We start from the raw sequence: 16,830 nt of genomic DNA, 5'->3' as shown, positions 1-16,830 counted from the left end.
AACAACCTATACGTTAAAAATTTCAGGAAAAATATGGGATATCCTAAAATATTACTTGTGTAAGAAAAATACCCCTAAAAACAATTTTCTCTGATTTTTTTTGTTATAATTTTGTAAATACCTAATAAGCATACCAATAAATATGGATGGATTGAGCACCCCAAAGCAAAAATTATCCGCGTTGATCATAACTTACAATGAGATGGGCTACATTGAAAAATGTATCAATTCCATCGCGTTTGCAGATGAAATCATCGTTGTTGATTCCTTTAGTACTGATGGCACCTACGAATACCTTCAAAAGCATCCTAAAGTAAAAGTAATTCAAAACCCTTTTGAGAATTTTACCGCTCAAAAATCATTTACCCTTAAACAGGCTACAAATGATTGGGTACTGTTTGTGGATGCGGACGAAGTTGTTAGTGATAAGCTACAAAGAGAGATCACCGAAACAATAAATGATTCTAATGCTTGCGAAGCCTATTGGTTCTATCGTAAGTTTATGTTTCAAGATACCCCTTTGAATTTTAGTGGTTGGCAAACGGATAAGAATCACAGGTTATTTAGAAAAAGTAAAGCTAGGTTTACTGATAGAAAAATAGTTCACGAAACTTTGGATGTGGACGGAACCTCTTGCATTTTAAAAGAAAAACTCACCCATTATTGCTATAAAGACTACCAAGATTATAAAGGCAAAATGCTTCGTTATGGCCAATTAAAGGCAAAAGAGGCTTTTTATAGAGAAAAACAGTTCAATTATGTTTTTATGATTTTAAAACCTTTTTGGAAGTTTTTTAATCACTTTGTTATAAGGCTTGGATTTTTAGATGGGAAAAAAGGTCTTACCATTTCATATTTGAACGCCTTAGGTGTTTTGGAAAGATACCGTGAATTAAAAAAATTGGAGAAGAAAAACGAGCTTACCTACTATTTGGTAATGCCATAGTGACTCCAAACTTGTTTTTGATTTCTAGTTTCCTTTCGAATTGCCATATTTTTAGCAATCGATTCTGGCGTCTTATAACCTCTCTTATGATCAAGATGCACGCAAACCGCACTATATCGTAATTGTTTTGATTTCAGTCCAAAATTGAATAATCGCTCACCCAATTCTCTATCCTGACCTCCGTATTGCATTCGTTCATCAAAACCATTCACGTTTAGAATATCTTTTTTCCAACCAGATGAATTATGACCATTCCAACTCGCATTTGTAGGGGTGAACGTATTCAAGAACTTCGATATCAATCCGTTCGCTGTTAGCTTATTGTTTTTAAAGGTTTTTGGGACTCCTTTTTCTTTCAACCATTGAATCTTAAAACAGTTTTGCTCTTGAATATCTTCTTTGGTAATCATTTTGGAAATATTCATAGGAAGCATATAATATCCACCAGAAATAAAATATCCTTTTTCCTTATTTATATAATGCACTTCCACAAAATCTTCTCTAGGAATACAATCCCCATCGGTCATGATAATGTACTCTGCGTTACATGCCTTTACTGCTTTGTTAAGAATTCTAGACTTTTGAAAACCATCATCCTCTTGCCAAACGTGAACTATTTTATAAAAGACTTCTTTGGACATTGTATCCAGAAGTTCTTTTGTTTTAGGACCCGAGCCATCATCCGCAATGACAACTTCAAAATTTTTGAAGATTTGACAATTAAAACCCCAAAGCACTTTTTTTAACCATTCCTCAGAATTATAAGTACTTACTATAATTGATATTTTAGGACTATCCTTTTTGTCTTCGTTCATCATGGCAAAAATAGAAATATTAAATATTATCGCATATCCTTAATTTTGCATTTTAAATACATTCAATGAAAGTAAAGGAAATCCCTATTTCTCTTTTTCATCATATCAAACTATCCACTACTTCAATGAAGGGTTTCTTAGAGGGAAAAAGTCAGATTCCGGTTATCGTATCATTAGCTTCAATCCCATCTAGGTTGAATATTGTGGACCTCACTATAAGGAGTATTTTAAATCAAGATATTTTGCCGCAACGAATAATTCTATGGCTACATGAAGATTTGAAAAATAGTATTCCAAAAAAACTATCAGATTTAACCAGCGATTTGTTTTCAATAAAATTTTCAAAATACACTAGCTCACATAGAAAACTAGTTGAAACCCTTGGCGCATTTTCCAACACTATTATTATTACTTGCGATGATGATATGATGTATAGAAAAAATTGGTTACCCAAACTATACGAAGCCCACCAAAAAAATCCTACTGAAATTATCGGAAATCAAACAAGATGCATTACTTATAATAATGTTGGCAAATTATTGTCATATAAAGAATGGCATTCTGGAGATAAAGTCTGTGAAAATGAAAACAGTACCTTACCCATAGGTGCTGGTGGTACGCTCTACCCTATCAATTCTTTGGATGAACAGGTTTATGATCGTAACCTTTATATGAAACTTGCTCCAAAAGCAGATGATCTATGGTTTAAAGCCATGGCCCTCTTAAAAGGCACCAAATCTATACAAGCAGAAAATAATGGAAAAGAACCTATCCCAATTTGGGGATCACAAAAAGTATCTTTAAAAAAAACCAATATCACCGAAGATAAAAACAAGGTTCAGTGGCAAGCATTGGATGACCATTTTAACTTTAATTTGAAATAAATTGACTGAGGAAATCAACCACTGCATAAAAGAACTTAAGAAAGGTAATTTAATTTTGTATCCAACCGATACGGTCTGGGGCATTGGTTGCGATGCCACAAATGAAAAGGCGGTTAAAAAGGTATATCAGTTAAAAAACAGAAACGACAGCAAAGCGCTCATCTGTCTCGTAGCCAACCAAGCCATGTTAGAGCGTCACGTTGTTGAAGTGCCCGATGTTGCCTATGACATTATGGACTTGGCCGAAAAACCTACCACTATTGTGTTTGATCAGCCAAAAGATGTTGCAAAAAATCTAGTCGCAGAAGATGACACACTTGCCATTCGAGTAGCTTCAGATAAGTTTTGCCAATACCTTATAAATAAATTTGGAAAACCTATTGTATCCACCTCGGCCAATATTTCAGGAAAGCCTACCCCAAAACAATTTAAAGAGATCAGCTCGGAAATTTTAAAAGGAGTAGACTATGTGGTAAATTTGCCTGATGAAAACAAAAATCCTTCTCCTTCATCCATCATAAAGCTTAGCAATGATGGCCAGGTGAAGGTAATTCGGGAATAAAATGACGGAGGAATTCCATAAAGACGCAATACAACATCCCATTTTTAAGCTTATCGGAGAATCCTCAGAAGAATTGAACATGGATTCTTATGTTATTGGAGGATTTGTGCGTGACTATTTTCTAAAGCGAGGAACTCCAAAAGACATTGATATCGTGGCGGTTGGAAGCGGTATTGAACTCGCTAAAAAAGTGGCTTCCAAGCTCAAGGGAAATCCTCAGGTTTCCATTTTCAAAAATTTTGGCACCGCAATGATCAAGTACCAAGATTTAGAATTGGAGTTTGTTGGGGCGAGAAAAGAAAGTTACCACAGAGACAGCAGAAAGCCTATAGTTGAAGATGGTACTTTGGAAGATGATCAAAACCGACGTGATTTTACCATCAATGCAATGGCCATAGCGCTTGGCCGTAAAACCTTTGGACAGCTCTTAGATCCTTTTAGTGGCATTAGCGATTTAGAGAAAAAGCGCATTAAAACCCCATTGGAACCTGGAATAACCTATTCAGACGATCCCCTACGTATGATGCGCGCTATCCGATTTGCGACCCAATTGAATTTCACAATTGAGTTGAACTCATTGCAAGCCATCACAGAACATAAGGATAGAATAAAAATTATATCGAAGGAACGGATTGTTGACGAACTCCATAAAATTTTAATGAGTAAAAAACCTTCTATCGGTTTTAAGCTCTTACATCAAACGGGCTTATTACCAATTATACTTCCAGAACTTACTGCATTGCAGGGCATCGAGGAAATTGAAGGTCAACGGCATAAAGATAATTTCTGGCATACTTTAGAGGTAGTCGATAATATTTCAGAAAACACGGACAACCTTTGGTTACGTTGGGCAGCCTTGTTGCATGATATTGGTAAAGCACCTACCAAGCGTTTTCATAAAAAAATTGGTTGGACCTTCCATGCACATGAATTTGTGGGTTCTAAAATGGTATATAAACTCTTTAAGAGGTTACGGATGCCTTTGAACGACAAGATGAAATTCGTGCAAAAAATGGTAATGATGAGTTCCAGGCCCATTATCCTTTCCGAAGAGCATGTAACGGACTCTGCCGTTCGGCGTTTGGTTTTTGATGCTGGTGAATATGTAGAGGACTTAATGACCTTGTGTGAAGCCGATATCACCACAAAAAATCCTAGAAAACAACGAAAATATAAGAACAACTTTCAGACAGTTCGACAAAAAATAATTGAAGTTGAAGAGCGAGACCATGTCCGTAATTTTCAACCTCCCGTATCTGGAGAAGAAATCATGCAGGTTTTCAATCTAAAACCATCCAAAGAAATAGGAATTATAAAGGATGCCATTAAAGAAGCCATTTTAGAAGGGGAAATCCCGAATGAATACGAAGCGGCGTATCAGTTTATGTTGGAAAAGGGGAAACAAATGAATTTGAAATCCGACTAATCATGAAAACAAACAGAAGTGTAATTTACTGGTTGTTATTGGGTTGCGCCTTAATTTTTATCATGGTTTTGGTAGGTGGTATTACCAGACTGACCCATTCTGGACTTTCCATTTCTGATTATAAGCTAATCAGTGGCACTTTACCCCCAATGAATGAGCAAGAGTGGCAAGATGCATTTGAACTATATCAACAGTACCCCGAATATCAGAAACTGAATTACCATTTCACCATTGAAGACTTTAAAAGCATTTACTTTTGGGAATGGTTACATAGGGTGATAGGCAGGTTTATTGGCATTGTATTTATCTTACCTTTTCTATACTTTATATTTACCAAAAAACTAGACATATCTACCATTAAAAAATGCCTTGTACTGCTGGTACTAGGCGGGTTTCAAGGGTTTTTAGGGTGGTATATGGTAAAAAGTGGGTTGGTAGATCGCCCAGACGTTTCCCATTATAGGCTTGCTGCGCATTTAACTACAGCATTTTTAACATTTGCCTATAGTCTATGGGTGGCTTTGGATTTAATGTATCCCACAAAAAAAGAAGTAGACAAAGGCACAAGAAATTTCATTAGATTAAGTTTGGTCGTTGTAGTCATTCAGATTATTTGGGGAGCTTTTGTAGCGGGACTTGATGCTGGATTTATACACAACCACTGGCCATTAATGAGTGAGGGTAAACTGATGCATGAAACCGTACTTATAGAACAGCAACCTGTACTCAATAACTTTATAAAAGGTAAAAGTGGAGTCCAATTTGTACATCGGTATCTTGCCTATGCAGTTGTTGGTTTAATTGCGCTTATCTGGCACAGAACCCGAAAAATCACACTTTCCAGTTTGCAAAAAAATGGTATAAACGTATTGCTTGTTTTAGTTGCACTGCAATTTTTACTTGGGGTATTCACCTTAATCTTAGCCGTGCCACTGTGGTTGGGAATTGCACATCAAATTGGAGCCTTTTTTCTATTAGCAGCCATGACCTTTACTTTGCATAGATTCACTAAATAAAACACTATTTATCGTAACTTTGCCTGCACTTTAATTTTTTGCTGAATGATTTACAAAATCAGGATTATTCTTGATGCCGAGGAAGATATCTTTAGAGATATTGAACTAGAGGATAACAGTACTCTGGAAGAATTTCATAACGCCATTACCCAGGCTTTTGGCTTTGGCGGCAGTGAAATGGCCTCTTTTTATACCTGTGACGAAGAATGGAACCAAGATGAGGAAATAGCACTTTTTGATATGAGTGAAAGTGGTTCCGATGTGCGGCTTATGAATGAAACTATTCTAGATGATGTCATTACCGAACAGAATCCAAAAATGATTTACGTCTATGATTTCTTTAGCATGTGGACATTTTTTGTTGAATTGGCCGATATTGTCCCCAAAGAAAATGGTAGAACATATCCTAATTTATTATTCAGTTTTGGCGAATTGCCCGATTCACCCCCAGAAAAAAAGTTTGAATCAAAACCATCCATCGATTTCGATGATTCTCTCGATAGTTACGACGATTTGGATTTCGATGAAAATTGGAATTAATCCACGAATCAAATTTTGCCAATACCCTTCAACTTTTAACCTAAAAATATGCTAAACCTATATCAAGCCCAAATTGAAAGTGTATCCCTGCACCGCGTAGGGAATAAAAGTAAAAACGAGCCCATTTTTTTATCCGAAGAACCCTTTTCATTAAATGATGAAATGTCTGGGCTTTTAAAGGAATATTTTTTTAAGCCATTCAGGGAAAAAGAAGAAAATTATTTCAAGTTCTCGCATGAAGTGGACCTCGAATTCAACGAAGTGTATAAATCCGTTTCAGAACTTTTTGAAGATACTTCCAAATCCCATTCAATTTCCAAGAAAATCACCACGCATCTTTTTGAGCAGTCCAACCATCCTCATATAAAACAAGGAGAAGTTTATGTAGTGCATTTTTCCGATATGGTTATTGACAATGAAAAAACGGAGGCCATCGGAATCTTTAAAAGTGAACTAAAACACGACTTTCTTCAGTTCAAGGAAAAGGACCAGAATTTGGAGATTTTGATTCGTCAAGGCATCAACATTAATAAATTGGATAAGGGGTGTATTGTGTTTAATGTGGGCAAGGAAGAGGGATACAAAGTTTTGTCTGTGGATAGTAATCGGTACGATGCAAAATATTGGTTAGAGAACTTTCTCGAACTTTCTCCTTTGACCGATGAGAATTTTTACACTAAAAACTACCTGAAGTTCTGTCAAAATTTTGCCAAGGATGTAGTGCTACCTGCGGAAGACAAACAGCAAGAAGTACTTTTCATGAACCGAGCAGTGAACCATTTTGCGAAAAATGATGCTTTTGAAGAAAGTTCTTTTTTAAATGAGGTTATGGAGAATCCAGAGCTTATACCCGAATTTAAACACTACAAAGTTGAAAAAGGCCCCAAGTTCAGTATTGAAGACGTTTCCAATTTTGACATTGCCAATAAAGCGGTTTCTGACGCTCGAAAAAAGATAAAGAACGTTATTAATTTGGATACCAATATTCAGATAAAAATGGATTTTATAAATCCTGAATCTGCCCAAAAATTTGTGGAAAAGGGCTGGGACGAAGAGCGGCAAATGTATTATTATCTAGTATACTTTAACAAAGAGCAAAAGAGTTAAGGTTGGTTATCCAAGATTTGTTTCATATTTACATCTTGATAATTTCGTTTTACAAAATCGAGTGCAAGGGATAGTACTTCACCCATTGTAGTGCATTTCTTGAAGTCCATATCCTTTGTAAGCTCATAGATCTGAAGTTTTAATTGCTCAATATTTTCCTCCAAAGAAATATGATCCATTTTGGAAATGTCGACCAGCCGCTCTATCCTGTTTTCTGAACTCAAAATACGTTTGGCAACAATAGAGCGCTCTTCAATTTTATATTGATCTACAGAGTGTTTTTGCAATTTAGATCGCACCAACTCCACCATCAGAAAATTTTCCTTAAAGAACTGAGGTCTATACACCTTCAATTTCCCTTCAAAACATTGTTGGTCAAAATCTATGGCCCTGATCTTATAGACTACATGGTCAAAATCATGGGTCGGTACAATAACGTAGTTATAAGAACGCATATCACCCAATAACCGAATCATACAACGCTCATTGAACTTTACAAATTCTTTGGCCAGTTGTGCTTTTTCAGGCTCCGAACATTTAGGTAAAAAATCTTTAATAAATACATCACCAGGAATTCCAGCGATGTGTTCCTCGATTAAGGTATCTCCACAAACCAAAAAATTAAGATTGTAAGGGGAAAGCATGTGCTCTAATTCTAAGCCATAAATTCGTGATGCATCAGTCTTTTTTACATAAAAATAGGTGTAGTTATCATTTAGGATGTTCCGTACTTTTATTCTGAAAGGTTTAGAATTTCCAAAAGTGCAGTAATCCACTGCGTCAATATTTAAATATTCTAAAATACTGTCGCTTCCATCAGAATGTAGAATGGAATATACTTTTTTTAAGCTTGAATCAATTTCCTCCCGTTCAAAATCTGAATAGTAGACCCTTACCCAAAGGGTATCTTCTCCATCGGAATCATAAACTACCACTGAGCCGGAAAAACGTAAAAGGTCCTCATAAAAAATAGGAATCTCAATTTTCCTGCTATACTTATGCAGATAGCTATCCAGTTTTTTGTTTACTGGATAAGCGGGCTTTTTCTTGGACATTAATTTTTCCTCAGACATTCTTTCCCTATTTTGTAACAATTTGCTTAATACCTCGTCAAGTTACTATAAACAAATCAAAAAACGATTCCGACTTGGAGACAATACTGACCGTAAACAATCTAACAAAAAAGTTCGGCTTCCTTACTGCTGTAAAAGATTTGTCTTTTACTATAGAAAAAGGCAATGTCTATGGCATTTTGGGGCCTAATGGAAGTGGCAAGTCCACTACCTTGGGTATTATTTTAAATGTTGTAAATAGAACTTCTGGAGACTTTAGCTGGTTTGAAGGCAATACTTCTACCCACGACGCTCTCAAAAAAGTGGGCGCCATAATTGAGCGACCCAATTTTTATCCGTACATGACCGCGATACAAAACTTAAAATTGGTCTGTAAAATTAAAGAGGTTCCAGAAACTAAAATTGAGGAGAAACTGCAACTTGTTGGGCTTTGGGAGCGTAAAGACAGCAAGTTTAGGACTTATTCATTGGGTATGAAACAGCGCTTGGCCATTGCTTCTGCCCTATTAAACGATCCCGAAATTCTTATCCTAGATGAGCCTACCAATGGATTAGATCCACAAGGTATCCATCAAATCAGGCAAATCATAAAGAAAATTGCTGGGCAAGGCACAACAATTCTGCTGGCTTCACATTTGTTGGATGAAGTAGAAAAAGTATGCTCTCATGTGGTAATACTTCGCAAGGGAGAAAAATTATACTCTGGTCCTGTGGATGGTATGCTGGCCAGCCATGGTTTCTTTGAATTACGCACAGCGGACATGGAAAAGCTACAAGCCCTTTTGGAAAAGAATGCAAGTTTTGGAAAAATATCAAGGGAAAATGGTACGTTGACCGCATTCTTAAAAGAAGAAATGAATGCCGAAGAACTCAACAAAATGCTATTTGATAAAGGCATGGTGCTTTCCCATTTAGTGAAGCGGAAAGAGAGTCTGGAAGAGCAATTTTTAACCTTGACCAAAAACAACTAGAAGACACATGGTACGCTTACTACACATAGAATTTATAAAACTTTGGAATAACAGGGCAAGTAAAATATTAATTACATCTTACTTCCTTCTATTAACGTCAATTGCACTGATTGCTGCAATAAAGTTTGACATTGGGCCTGTACAATTTCACTTAGCTGATCAAGGCATTTTTAACTTTCCATACATCTGGCATTTTAACACTTTTGTTACAGCCATTTTCAAACTCTTTTTAGCCATAGTAATTGTTTCCATGATGGCAAATGAGTACAGTAATAAAACCATTAAACAGAATTTAATAGATGGTCTTTCCAAAAAAGAATTTATTCTTTCAAAATTTCTTACGGTAGTTTCATTCTCTCTTATTTCTACCGTATTTGTCTTTGTAGTATCCATGGTTTTGGGTCTTATTTACTCTGACTATAATGAGTTCTCCATTATTTTTTCAGATTTGGAGTTTCTACTGGCCTTTTTTATAAAACTGGTTGGGTTCTTCTCGTTCTGTTTGTTTTTGGGAATTTTTGTAAAACGATCAGCATTTGCACTGGGATTTTTAGTTCTATGGGTGATTTTTGAACAAATGATTTTTGGATTGTTGGGTTGGAAGGTAATGAGTTGGCCAAATGCGAAACTCATCAAAGACTTCTTTCCTCTTGAATCCATGATGAACCTCATAAAAGAGCCTTTTACTCGACTTTCAGCTGTACAAAACATAGGGGAGCAGATTGGGGAAAACATGAGGTTTGACTACAATGTATATTGGTATGAGTTCTTAATTGTCATCTTTTGGACTGCTCTTTTTATCTATTTATCCTATGCATTATTGAAAAAGCGTGATTTATAGTATCTTGTCAGGTACTATTTTCGCGTAGAATGCTAAAAAAATACCATTATTTACTTCTTTCCTGCCTCTTTTCCTTGGCTAGTTTTGGGCAAGGAGAGACATCTAATTGGTATTTTGGAAATGGTGCGGGAATTCGATTTAACAATGATGGAACCGTAACCGCTCTTGATGGAGGGCGCTTAAATACTTTTGAAGGTTGTGCTTCTATATCTGATACCGACGGCAATCTATTGTTATATACAGATGGTATCAATGTATATGGTAGGGACAATAATCTAATAGAAAACGGATTTAAACTTTACGGAGATCCTTCCAGCACCCAGTCTGCAATTATTGTTCAAAAACCAAATGACCCCAACATCCTGTATATTTTTACCGTGGACACTTCTGTATTTGAAGGAGATCCAAATCGCGGATTAAATTATTCCGTTGTAGACCTTTCTTTGAATGGCGGTAATGGCGCGGTAACCCAAAAAAATATCAACCTTTTAAGATTCTGTTCAGAAAAAGTTACTGCAGTATTAAAAAATTGCTTGGACAAGTCTATTTGGGTGGTAACTCTTGGTCCTGAAAATTCGAATACAGGGCCTTTCAATACGTATCATGCTTTCGAAGTAACATCAGCTGGGGTTAATACTACCCCTGTAAACAGTAAGTTTGATGATTTAGAAGTGCTAGATTCCAGAGGGTACATGAAATTCTCTCCAGATGGTGAAACATTGGCAAGTGCCAATTCAGCATCAGGGCTCTATTTATATGATTTTGATGTGGACACGGGAATTTTATCCAATCAAAACCAGATATTGGTAACAGCGCCAAACAAATTTCCCTATGGCATCGAGTTTTCGCCAAATCAAAGATTTTTATATGCACACACCTCAAACAATGCCCCAGCAGCTCAAGTGGGGGGGCATTCCTCATCCCTTTTGCAATATGATCTGAACGCCTCGAACATTTCAGCTTCTGAAGTTGAAATTGACAGAAGACCCATCTACAGAGGTGCCCTACAGCTTGGCCAAAATGGTAAAATTTACAGGACAATTGCTGAAAACTACCTCACCGGAACTCCGTATTTGGGTGTAATAGAAAATCCAAATGAATTGGGCAATGCAGCGACCTATAGACATAATGCGGTTTTTTTAAATGGTCAAAACGCTACGCAAGGCTTACCTCCTTTTATACAATCCTTTTTTGATAGGATTGATTTGATTAAAAATGCTGATGGTTCCTCAAGTTCTTCACTTACGGTTTGTGTAGGTGACCAATTTACCTTGGAAGCTGAAAACTTTCCAAATGCCACATATAACTGGGAAAAAGATGGAAACCCATTGGGTATTTCGACAAATACATTAACCATAAATCCAGCCATGTTTTCGGATTCTGGGCGTTACAGTCTTGAAGTTATCTTTAATGACCCCGGTGAATGCCCTATAATTGGGGAAGCCTTTATATCTGTAAATCCGCTTCCTGATGCACCCTCGCTTTTTTTGGCACAGTGCGATGTTGATACCAGTAGCGCTATTGATGGTATTACCAATTTTAACTTGGAGGAAGCTTCGTTTAATTCTAATTTCAGCTTTACTTTTTATGAATCTCTTTCAGATTTAGGCTCCAACAATCCTATTCCAAATCCAGTTGGTTATTCCAATACAACGCCATTTAATCAAACCATTTATTATAAAGTAATAGATCAAAATGGATGTGAAAATAGCGGAGAGTTGGAATTGGAAATTCGTTCTGTCATTTTATTGCCAGAAGACCAGCAAACATATTATGCCTGTGGCGATAATCCAGAAGACCAAATCCAAGAAGGTGTTTTTGATTTAGAAAGCATTCGAGAACTAAATTACCCGAACCTTGATATTGCCTTTTACACAACCTTGGAGGATGTCAGCCTAGAACAAAACCCAGTATCGGGTGATTATCGTACATCGTCCACAACCATCTACGTTAGAATAGAGGATTCCAACGAATGTGAAGATATTGATGAAATCAATTTAATTGTAAATCCAACTCCGGCATTGACATTTGACAGCGAGATTGTGTGGTGCACGGATGGACCTCCTCTTCCCATTGAAGCCCCAGCAGGTTTTGATATTTATAGATGGTTCAAAACTACTGCAGCTTCCCCAATACAAGTTGGTAATCAACAAGGCTTACAAATATCTGAAATTGGTAATTATGTTCTGGAGGTAGGGTATCGTTATAACACAAATGAAGGCGTTTTTGAGTGTTTTAATGAAGCTAGTTTTGATGTTTTACCTTCTAATATTGCCGTTATCGATGATGTTCTTGTGGAAGATATTTCCGAAAACAACATGGTTGAAATTACAGTTTCTGGTGATGGAGATTATGAATATTCAATAGATGGTTTCTTCTATCAAGATTCGCCAATTTTTGAAAACATTCTTCCCGGCTTTATTACAGTTTATGTACGAGACAAAAATGGATGTGGCATCTCAAAAGAAGTAGTTTCGGTAATAGGGTATCCCAAGTTCTTTACGCCTAATGGCGATGGTGTAAACGATTCATGGCAAATTATAGGTATAAATGAGCAGTTTCAATCAGAAAGTGTCATTTCAATATACAACCGATTTGGAAAGCTTATGGCATTGGTAAGCCCAAAGACCCAAGGATGGAACGGAACTTTTGATAATAATGAATTACCCGCCTCTGATTATTGGTTTAAAGTAAACCTAGAAGATGGCAGGGTGTTTAAAGGCCATTTTGCGTTAAAACGGTAGTTTTTGATTACAGAAATTACTACTTTATAGTGTTTGATTTAATCAAATGTTAAAAAAATTGCTATACATAGTAGGGTTTTTATTAACCCCAGTTTTGGTATGCTCTCAAAGCTGTCCCACATTGCTGAATCCTATAGCAGGATCAGCAAATGTGCCGGTGGAGAGTACAATTGTATGGGAAGAAGTTCCAGGTGTTCCAGGATATAGAATTTCACTAGGTACTATTTCTGGTGGAGATGATCTCGTTTCCAATCAGCTAGTTGGAAGCGCTACCTTTTATACACCTCCTTTCGGCCTTCCCGAAAACACGCAAATATTTGTTACCATTACCCTTTTCTTTTTTGATAACCAAGGAGATATTGTCTGTCCCAGTATACCTTTTACCACAGAAAGCATATCTACTGTTCCCGACTGTGCCAATCTAAGTAATCCTCTAAACGGTGCTACCAATGTAAATGCAGCAACAAATATTTCCTGGGACTATGCGCCAAGAGCTTCGTCGTATGAAATTGACCTTGGTACTTCACCAGGCAATAATGACCTTGGTACTTTTAACAATCCAGGGAATCAACTTTTTGTCAACCCTCCTGCTAATCTACCCACGAATACAGAAATTTTTGTGAGAATACGTTCGTTTAATGCTTTTGGACAATCCATCGGATGCACTGATCAATCATTTACCACTGCAGATGTTGTGCTCAACCTTGCCTGTACTACATTACTATCTCCAAGAAATGGCGATTCTAATGTTCCTTTAACACCAATTTTGGAATGGGTTCCAGTTCCAGGGGCAACAGGTTATAAAGTTTCTATAGGAACAACTCCAGATGATGATAATATTTTGCAGAACGGAATTTTTTCCAATAATCGAACTTTGGTTCTCGAATTTGAACCTAATAGAACACTTTTTGTTACTATAATCCCATTTAATGATTTAGGAGAGGCAATAAACTGTGTACAAGAGACCTTTTCCACTGCAATTGGCTGTGGACCTTTTCTGGATCGTATTTCAGGAGAATTCGTCACTTTGTTTCCAGAATTGGATTTTCCAGATACTGTCTCATTATGCGAGAACTCTCCAGGTATAACATTATTCACCAGCACTTTAGCAGAAACATATAGATGGGCACTTATTACATCAAGAGGTACGGAAATATCATTGTTGTCCGAGACACCAGATGTGTTGATTTCTGAAGGTGGTCTTTACAGGCTGGACGTTACAAATTTTGCTGATCCAAACGGTAATAACATTCCCTGTACTACATCCAAGGAGTTCACTGTTAATATTATTCCCGGACCAATAATCAATTCAATAGATGTGGAAAGAGATGGCAACAACCTTAGATTGTCGGTAAACATTTCTGGCGATAGTCAGTATGATTTTGCTTTAAATGACATTAACGGGCCATATCAAGATAGTAATGTATTTACCAATGTTGCTCTAGGCGATAATACCGTTTATGTAAGAGATAAAAATGAGGATGGCTGTATTCTTTCCCAAGAAGTTGAGCAAGATCTAATTTCTGAAGGCTTTCCAAAATTCTTTACTCCCAATGGAGACGGTTTTAATGATTTTTGGCAATTTGAACCACCTCCCAATGCCGAATCCGTTGAGATTGTTTCCATCTCCATATTCGATAGGTTTGGCCGACTACTTTCTCAAATTAATACGGATTCCATTGGCTGGAACGGTATCTTCAATGGAAGGCCATTACCCGCAACGGATTATTGGTTCAGGGCCATCGGAATAGACAATAGAGAATTTAAAGGCCATTTTGCACTAAGACGATAACATTTTTCTTTCCAAGTACTTTTTTGCTTCGTAATTTTAAAAAATGAAGTTTCAAGTAGTATCAGAATTCCGTCCAACAGGAGATCAACCTCAAGCCATAAAACAACTCGTTGATGGTATAACAGAAAAAGAGCCACATCAAACACTTCTCGGTGTAACCGGCTCTGGAAAAACGTTTACCGTTGCCAATGTTGTGGAAGAAGTACAACGTCCAACGCTGGTCCTTGCCCATAATAAAACCCTTGCTGCTCAGCTATATTCTGAGTTCAAACAGTTTTTTCCGAACAATGCCATTGAGTATTTTGTTTCGTATTATGATTACTACCAACCGGAAGCATATATCCCTACAAGTGGACTGTACATTGAAAAAGACCTCTCCATAAACGAAGACATTGAGAAATTGCGACTCAGCGCCACATCCTCCCTATTATCTGGGCGTAGGGATGTTTTGGTGGTTGCCTCCGTATCCTGTTTATATGGCATTGGAAATCCCGTAGAGTTTCAAAAAAATGTGATTTCCATTCATAGAGATCAGGTGATTTCCAGAACAAAATTCTTAAAACAATTGGTACAAAGTCTTTACTCTAGAACTACTGCCGATTTTAGAAATGGCAATTTTAGGGTTAAGGGTGATGTCGTAGATGTCTTTCCTGGGTATGCGGACTATGCATTTCGAGTTCACTTTTTTGGAGATGAAATAGAGGAGATTGAAGCGCTGGATCCCTTTAACAATAAAGTAATTGAAATCTATGATTCACTGAATATCTATCCTGCCAATATGTTTGTCACTTCACCAGATATTCTTCAAAATGCAATTCATCAAATCCAAGATGATTTGGTGAAGCAAATCGATTATTTCAAAGAAATTGGTAGACCGCTTGAGGCAAAACGTTTAGAAGAGCGAACCAATTTTGATTTGGAAATGATTAGGGAATTAGGGTATTGTTCAGGGATTGAAAATTACTCTAGGTACTTAGATGGTAGGGAACCGGGGACCAGGCCTTTCTGTTTATTGGACTATTTCCCTGATGATTTTTTAATGATCATTGATGAAAGCCATGTGACCATCCCTCAAGTGCATGCCATGTACGGGGGTGACCGTTCCCGAAAAGAAAACCTGGTGGAATATGGGTTCCGACTCCCAGCAGCAATGGATAACAGACCACTCAAATTTGAAGAGTTTGAGACGCTTCAGAATCAGGTGATTTATGTAAGTGCCACCCCTGCCGATTATGAATTGCAATTAAGCCAAGGTGTATATGTAGAACAGGTGATTAGACCAACCGGGCTTCTGGACCCGATTATTGAGGTACGACCCAGTATAAATCAAATTGATGATCTCGTGGAAGAAATCCAAAAACGGGTGGAAGAAGATGAACGAACTCTGGTCACTACCTTGACAAAGCGCATGGCCGAGGAATTGGCAAAATACCTCGCTAGAATTGATGTTCGATGCCGTTATATTCATAGTGATGTAGACACCTTGGAACGGGTGGAGATCATGCAAGATTTAAGAAAGGGAATATTCGATGTATTGATAGGTGTTAATCTACTAAGGGAGGGACTTGATCTACCTGAAGTTTCGCTGGTTGCCATTTTAGATGCCGATAAAGAAGGATTTTTGAGAAGCAATCGCTCCCTAACACAAACTGTTGGACGGGCTGCTCGTAATCTAAATGGAAAGGCCATTATGTATGCTGATACGATAACAGCTAGCATGCAAAAAACCATAGATGAAACCAATTATCGAAGGGAGAAACAAATGGCCTATAATACTGAAAACAACATTATTCCAAAAGCTCTGAAAAAAAATCTGGATAGTGCTTTGGCCAAAAACTCTGTTTCTACCTATCACTTCCAAAAAGAGGAATTGCGCGCCGCTGAACCGGACCTGGAATATCTTACTTCAGATCAAAGGGAAAAAATGATACGGGAAAAACGAAAAGCAATGGAAAAAGCAGCAAAAGAGCTAAACTTTATGGAAGCTGCCAAACTAAGAGATGAAATAAAAGTACTGCAAGAACAAGAATAAAAAAGCGCGCTTCATGCAAATAATGCAGAAGCGCGCTATCAAACTAACCAACCATCATGAAACACCAAAAAGTGGTGTTTT

Annotated in this window: 14 protein-coding genes; 12 read left to right on the top strand and 2 right to left on the bottom strand. The window is 37.1% G+C overall.

Annotation, left to right across the window (positions count from 1 at the left end):
* Positions 1–142 precede the first annotated feature (142 nt).
* Complete coding sequence (locus tag FVB32_RS10900) at positions 143–946, top strand: glycosyltransferase family 2 protein (RefSeq protein ID WP_147743828.1); 804 nt, start codon at positions 143–145, stop codon at positions 944–946.
* Here the strand turns inward: FVB32_RS10900 and FVB32_RS10895 are convergent.
* Entirely contained in the window at positions 928–1,761 is an 834-nt protein-coding gene (locus FVB32_RS10895; protein ID WP_147743827.1) for a glycosyltransferase family 2 protein, read from the bottom strand. The genes FVB32_RS10900 and FVB32_RS10895 overlap by 19 nt on opposite strands.
* 65 nt (positions 1,762–1,826) lie before the next feature.
* On the opposite strand from FVB32_RS10895, the gene FVB32_RS10890 reads away from it, so the two are divergent.
* From FVB32_RS10890 to FVB32_RS10865, 6 genes are read left to right on the top strand one after another with little or no spacing between them, the layout of a single operon-like run.
* Positions 1,827–2,645: a zinc-binding alcohol dehydrogenase gene (locus FVB32_RS10890; protein WP_147743826.1), complete on the top strand. Its 819-nt coding sequence runs from the start codon at positions 1,827–1,829 to the stop codon at positions 2,643–2,645.
* Position 2,646: 1 nt separating this feature from the next.
* Positions 2,647–3,207: an L-threonylcarbamoyladenylate synthase gene (locus tag FVB32_RS10885; RefSeq protein WP_147743825.1), complete on the top strand. Its 561-nt coding sequence runs from the start codon at positions 2,647–2,649 to the stop codon at positions 3,205–3,207.
* A gap of 1 nt (position 3,208) precedes the next feature.
* The gene (locus tag FVB32_RS10880) at positions 3,209–4,633 is read left to right on the top strand and encodes a CCA tRNA nucleotidyltransferase (protein WP_147743824.1); all 1,425 of its coding nucleotides are present in this window, start codon (positions 3,209–3,211) and stop codon (positions 4,631–4,633) included.
* A 2-nt stretch (positions 4,634–4,635) separates the two neighbouring features.
* Complete coding sequence (locus FVB32_RS10875) at positions 4,636–5,649, top strand: COX15/CtaA family protein (RefSeq protein ID WP_147743823.1); 1,014 nt, start codon at positions 4,636–4,638, stop codon at positions 5,647–5,649.
* Between the two features lie 45 nt (positions 5,650–5,694).
* The gene (locus FVB32_RS10870; protein ID WP_147743822.1) at positions 5,695–6,189 is read left to right on the top strand and encodes an IS1096 element passenger TnpR family protein; all 495 of its coding nucleotides are present in this window, start codon (positions 5,695–5,697) and stop codon (positions 6,187–6,189) included.
* Positions 6,190–6,237: 48 nt separating this feature from the next.
* Positions 6,238–7,296, top strand: a complete 1,059-nt coding sequence (locus tag FVB32_RS10865) for a nucleoid-associated protein (protein ID WP_147743821.1) — start codon at positions 6,238–6,240, stop codon at positions 7,294–7,296.
* Here the strand turns inward: FVB32_RS10865 and FVB32_RS10860 are convergent.
* Complete coding sequence (locus FVB32_RS10860) at positions 7,293–8,369, bottom strand: hypothetical protein (protein ID WP_147743820.1); 1,077 nt, start codon at positions 8,367–8,369, stop codon at positions 7,293–7,295. The genes FVB32_RS10865 and FVB32_RS10860 overlap by 4 nt on opposite strands.
* 74 nt (positions 8,370–8,443) lie before the next feature.
* Here FVB32_RS10860 and FVB32_RS10855 point away from each other — a divergent pair, with 74 nt between their 5' ends.
* Genes FVB32_RS10855 through uvrB form a run of 5 tightly spaced genes read left to right on the top strand, consistent with a single transcriptional unit; the run spans position 8,444 to position 16,749 of the window.
* Entirely contained in the window at positions 8,444–9,340 is an 897-nt protein-coding gene (locus FVB32_RS10855) for an ABC transporter ATP-binding protein (protein WP_147743819.1), read from the top strand.
* A 7-nt stretch (positions 9,341–9,347) separates the two neighbouring features.
* A complete protein-coding gene (locus FVB32_RS10850) occupies positions 9,348–10,181 on the top strand; it encodes an ABC transporter permease (protein ID WP_147743818.1) in 834 nt (277 codons plus the stop codon).
* Between the two features lie 29 nt (positions 10,182–10,210).
* Positions 10,211–12,925: a T9SS type B sorting domain-containing protein gene (locus FVB32_RS10845; protein ID WP_147743817.1), complete on the top strand. Its 2,715-nt coding sequence runs from the start codon at positions 10,211–10,213 to the stop codon at positions 12,923–12,925.
* A 58-nt stretch (positions 12,926–12,983) separates the two neighbouring features.
* Complete coding sequence (locus tag FVB32_RS10840) at positions 12,984–14,717, top strand: T9SS type B sorting domain-containing protein (protein WP_187269558.1); 1,734 nt, start codon at positions 12,984–12,986, stop codon at positions 14,715–14,717.
* Between the two features lie 43 nt (positions 14,718–14,760).
* Positions 14,761–16,749 (top strand): excinuclease ABC subunit UvrB, encoded by a 1,989-nt coding sequence (gene uvrB / locus FVB32_RS10835; RefSeq protein ID WP_147743815.1) that lies wholly within the window; start codon positions 14,761–14,763, stop codon positions 16,747–16,749.
* Positions 16,750–16,830 lie beyond the last annotated feature (81 nt).

The organism is Flagellimonas hymeniacidonis (assembly GCF_008040165.1).
Lineage (GTDB): Bacteria > Bacteroidota > Bacteroidia > Flavobacteriales > Flavobacteriaceae > Flagellimonas > Flagellimonas hymeniacidonis.
The sequence above is the reverse complement of the archived record's forward strand: the minus strand, read 5'-3'. Positions and strand labels throughout refer to the sequence as shown.

Bases quoted from the DNA above. Each gene is read 5' to 3' on its own strand.
- FVB32_RS10900 (WP_147743828.1), top strand. From the start codon at position 143: ATGGATGGATTGAGCACCCCAAAGCAAAAATTATCCGCGTTGATCATA.
- FVB32_RS10895 (WP_147743827.1), bottom strand. From the start codon at position 1,761: ATGAACGAAGACAAAAAGGATAGTCCTAAAATATCAATTATAGTAAGT.
- FVB32_RS10890 (WP_147743826.1), top strand. From the start codon at position 1,827: ATGAAAGTAAAGGAAATCCCTATTTCTCTTTTTCATCATATCAAACTA.
- FVB32_RS10880 (WP_147743824.1), top strand. From the start codon at position 3,209: ATGACGGAGGAATTCCATAAAGACGCAATACAACATCCCATTTTTAAG.
- FVB32_RS10875 (WP_147743823.1), top strand. From the start codon at position 4,636: ATGAAAACAAACAGAAGTGTAATTTACTGGTTGTTATTGGGTTGCGCC.
- FVB32_RS10870 (WP_147743822.1), top strand. From the start codon at position 5,695: ATGATTTACAAAATCAGGATTATTCTTGATGCCGAGGAAGATATCTTT.
- FVB32_RS10865 (WP_147743821.1), top strand. From the start codon at position 6,238: ATGCTAAACCTATATCAAGCCCAAATTGAAAGTGTATCCCTGCACCGC.
- FVB32_RS10860 (WP_147743820.1), bottom strand. From the start codon at position 8,369: ATGTCTGAGGAAAAATTAATGTCCAAGAAAAAGCCCGCTTATCCAGTA.
- FVB32_RS10850 (WP_147743818.1), top strand. From the start codon at position 9,348: ATGGTACGCTTACTACACATAGAATTTATAAAACTTTGGAATAACAGG.
- FVB32_RS10845 (WP_147743817.1), top strand. From the start codon at position 10,211: ATGCTAAAAAAATACCATTATTTACTTCTTTCCTGCCTCTTTTCCTTG.
- uvrB (WP_147743815.1), top strand. From the start codon at position 14,761: ATGAAGTTTCAAGTAGTATCAGAATTCCGTCCAACAGGAGATCAACCT.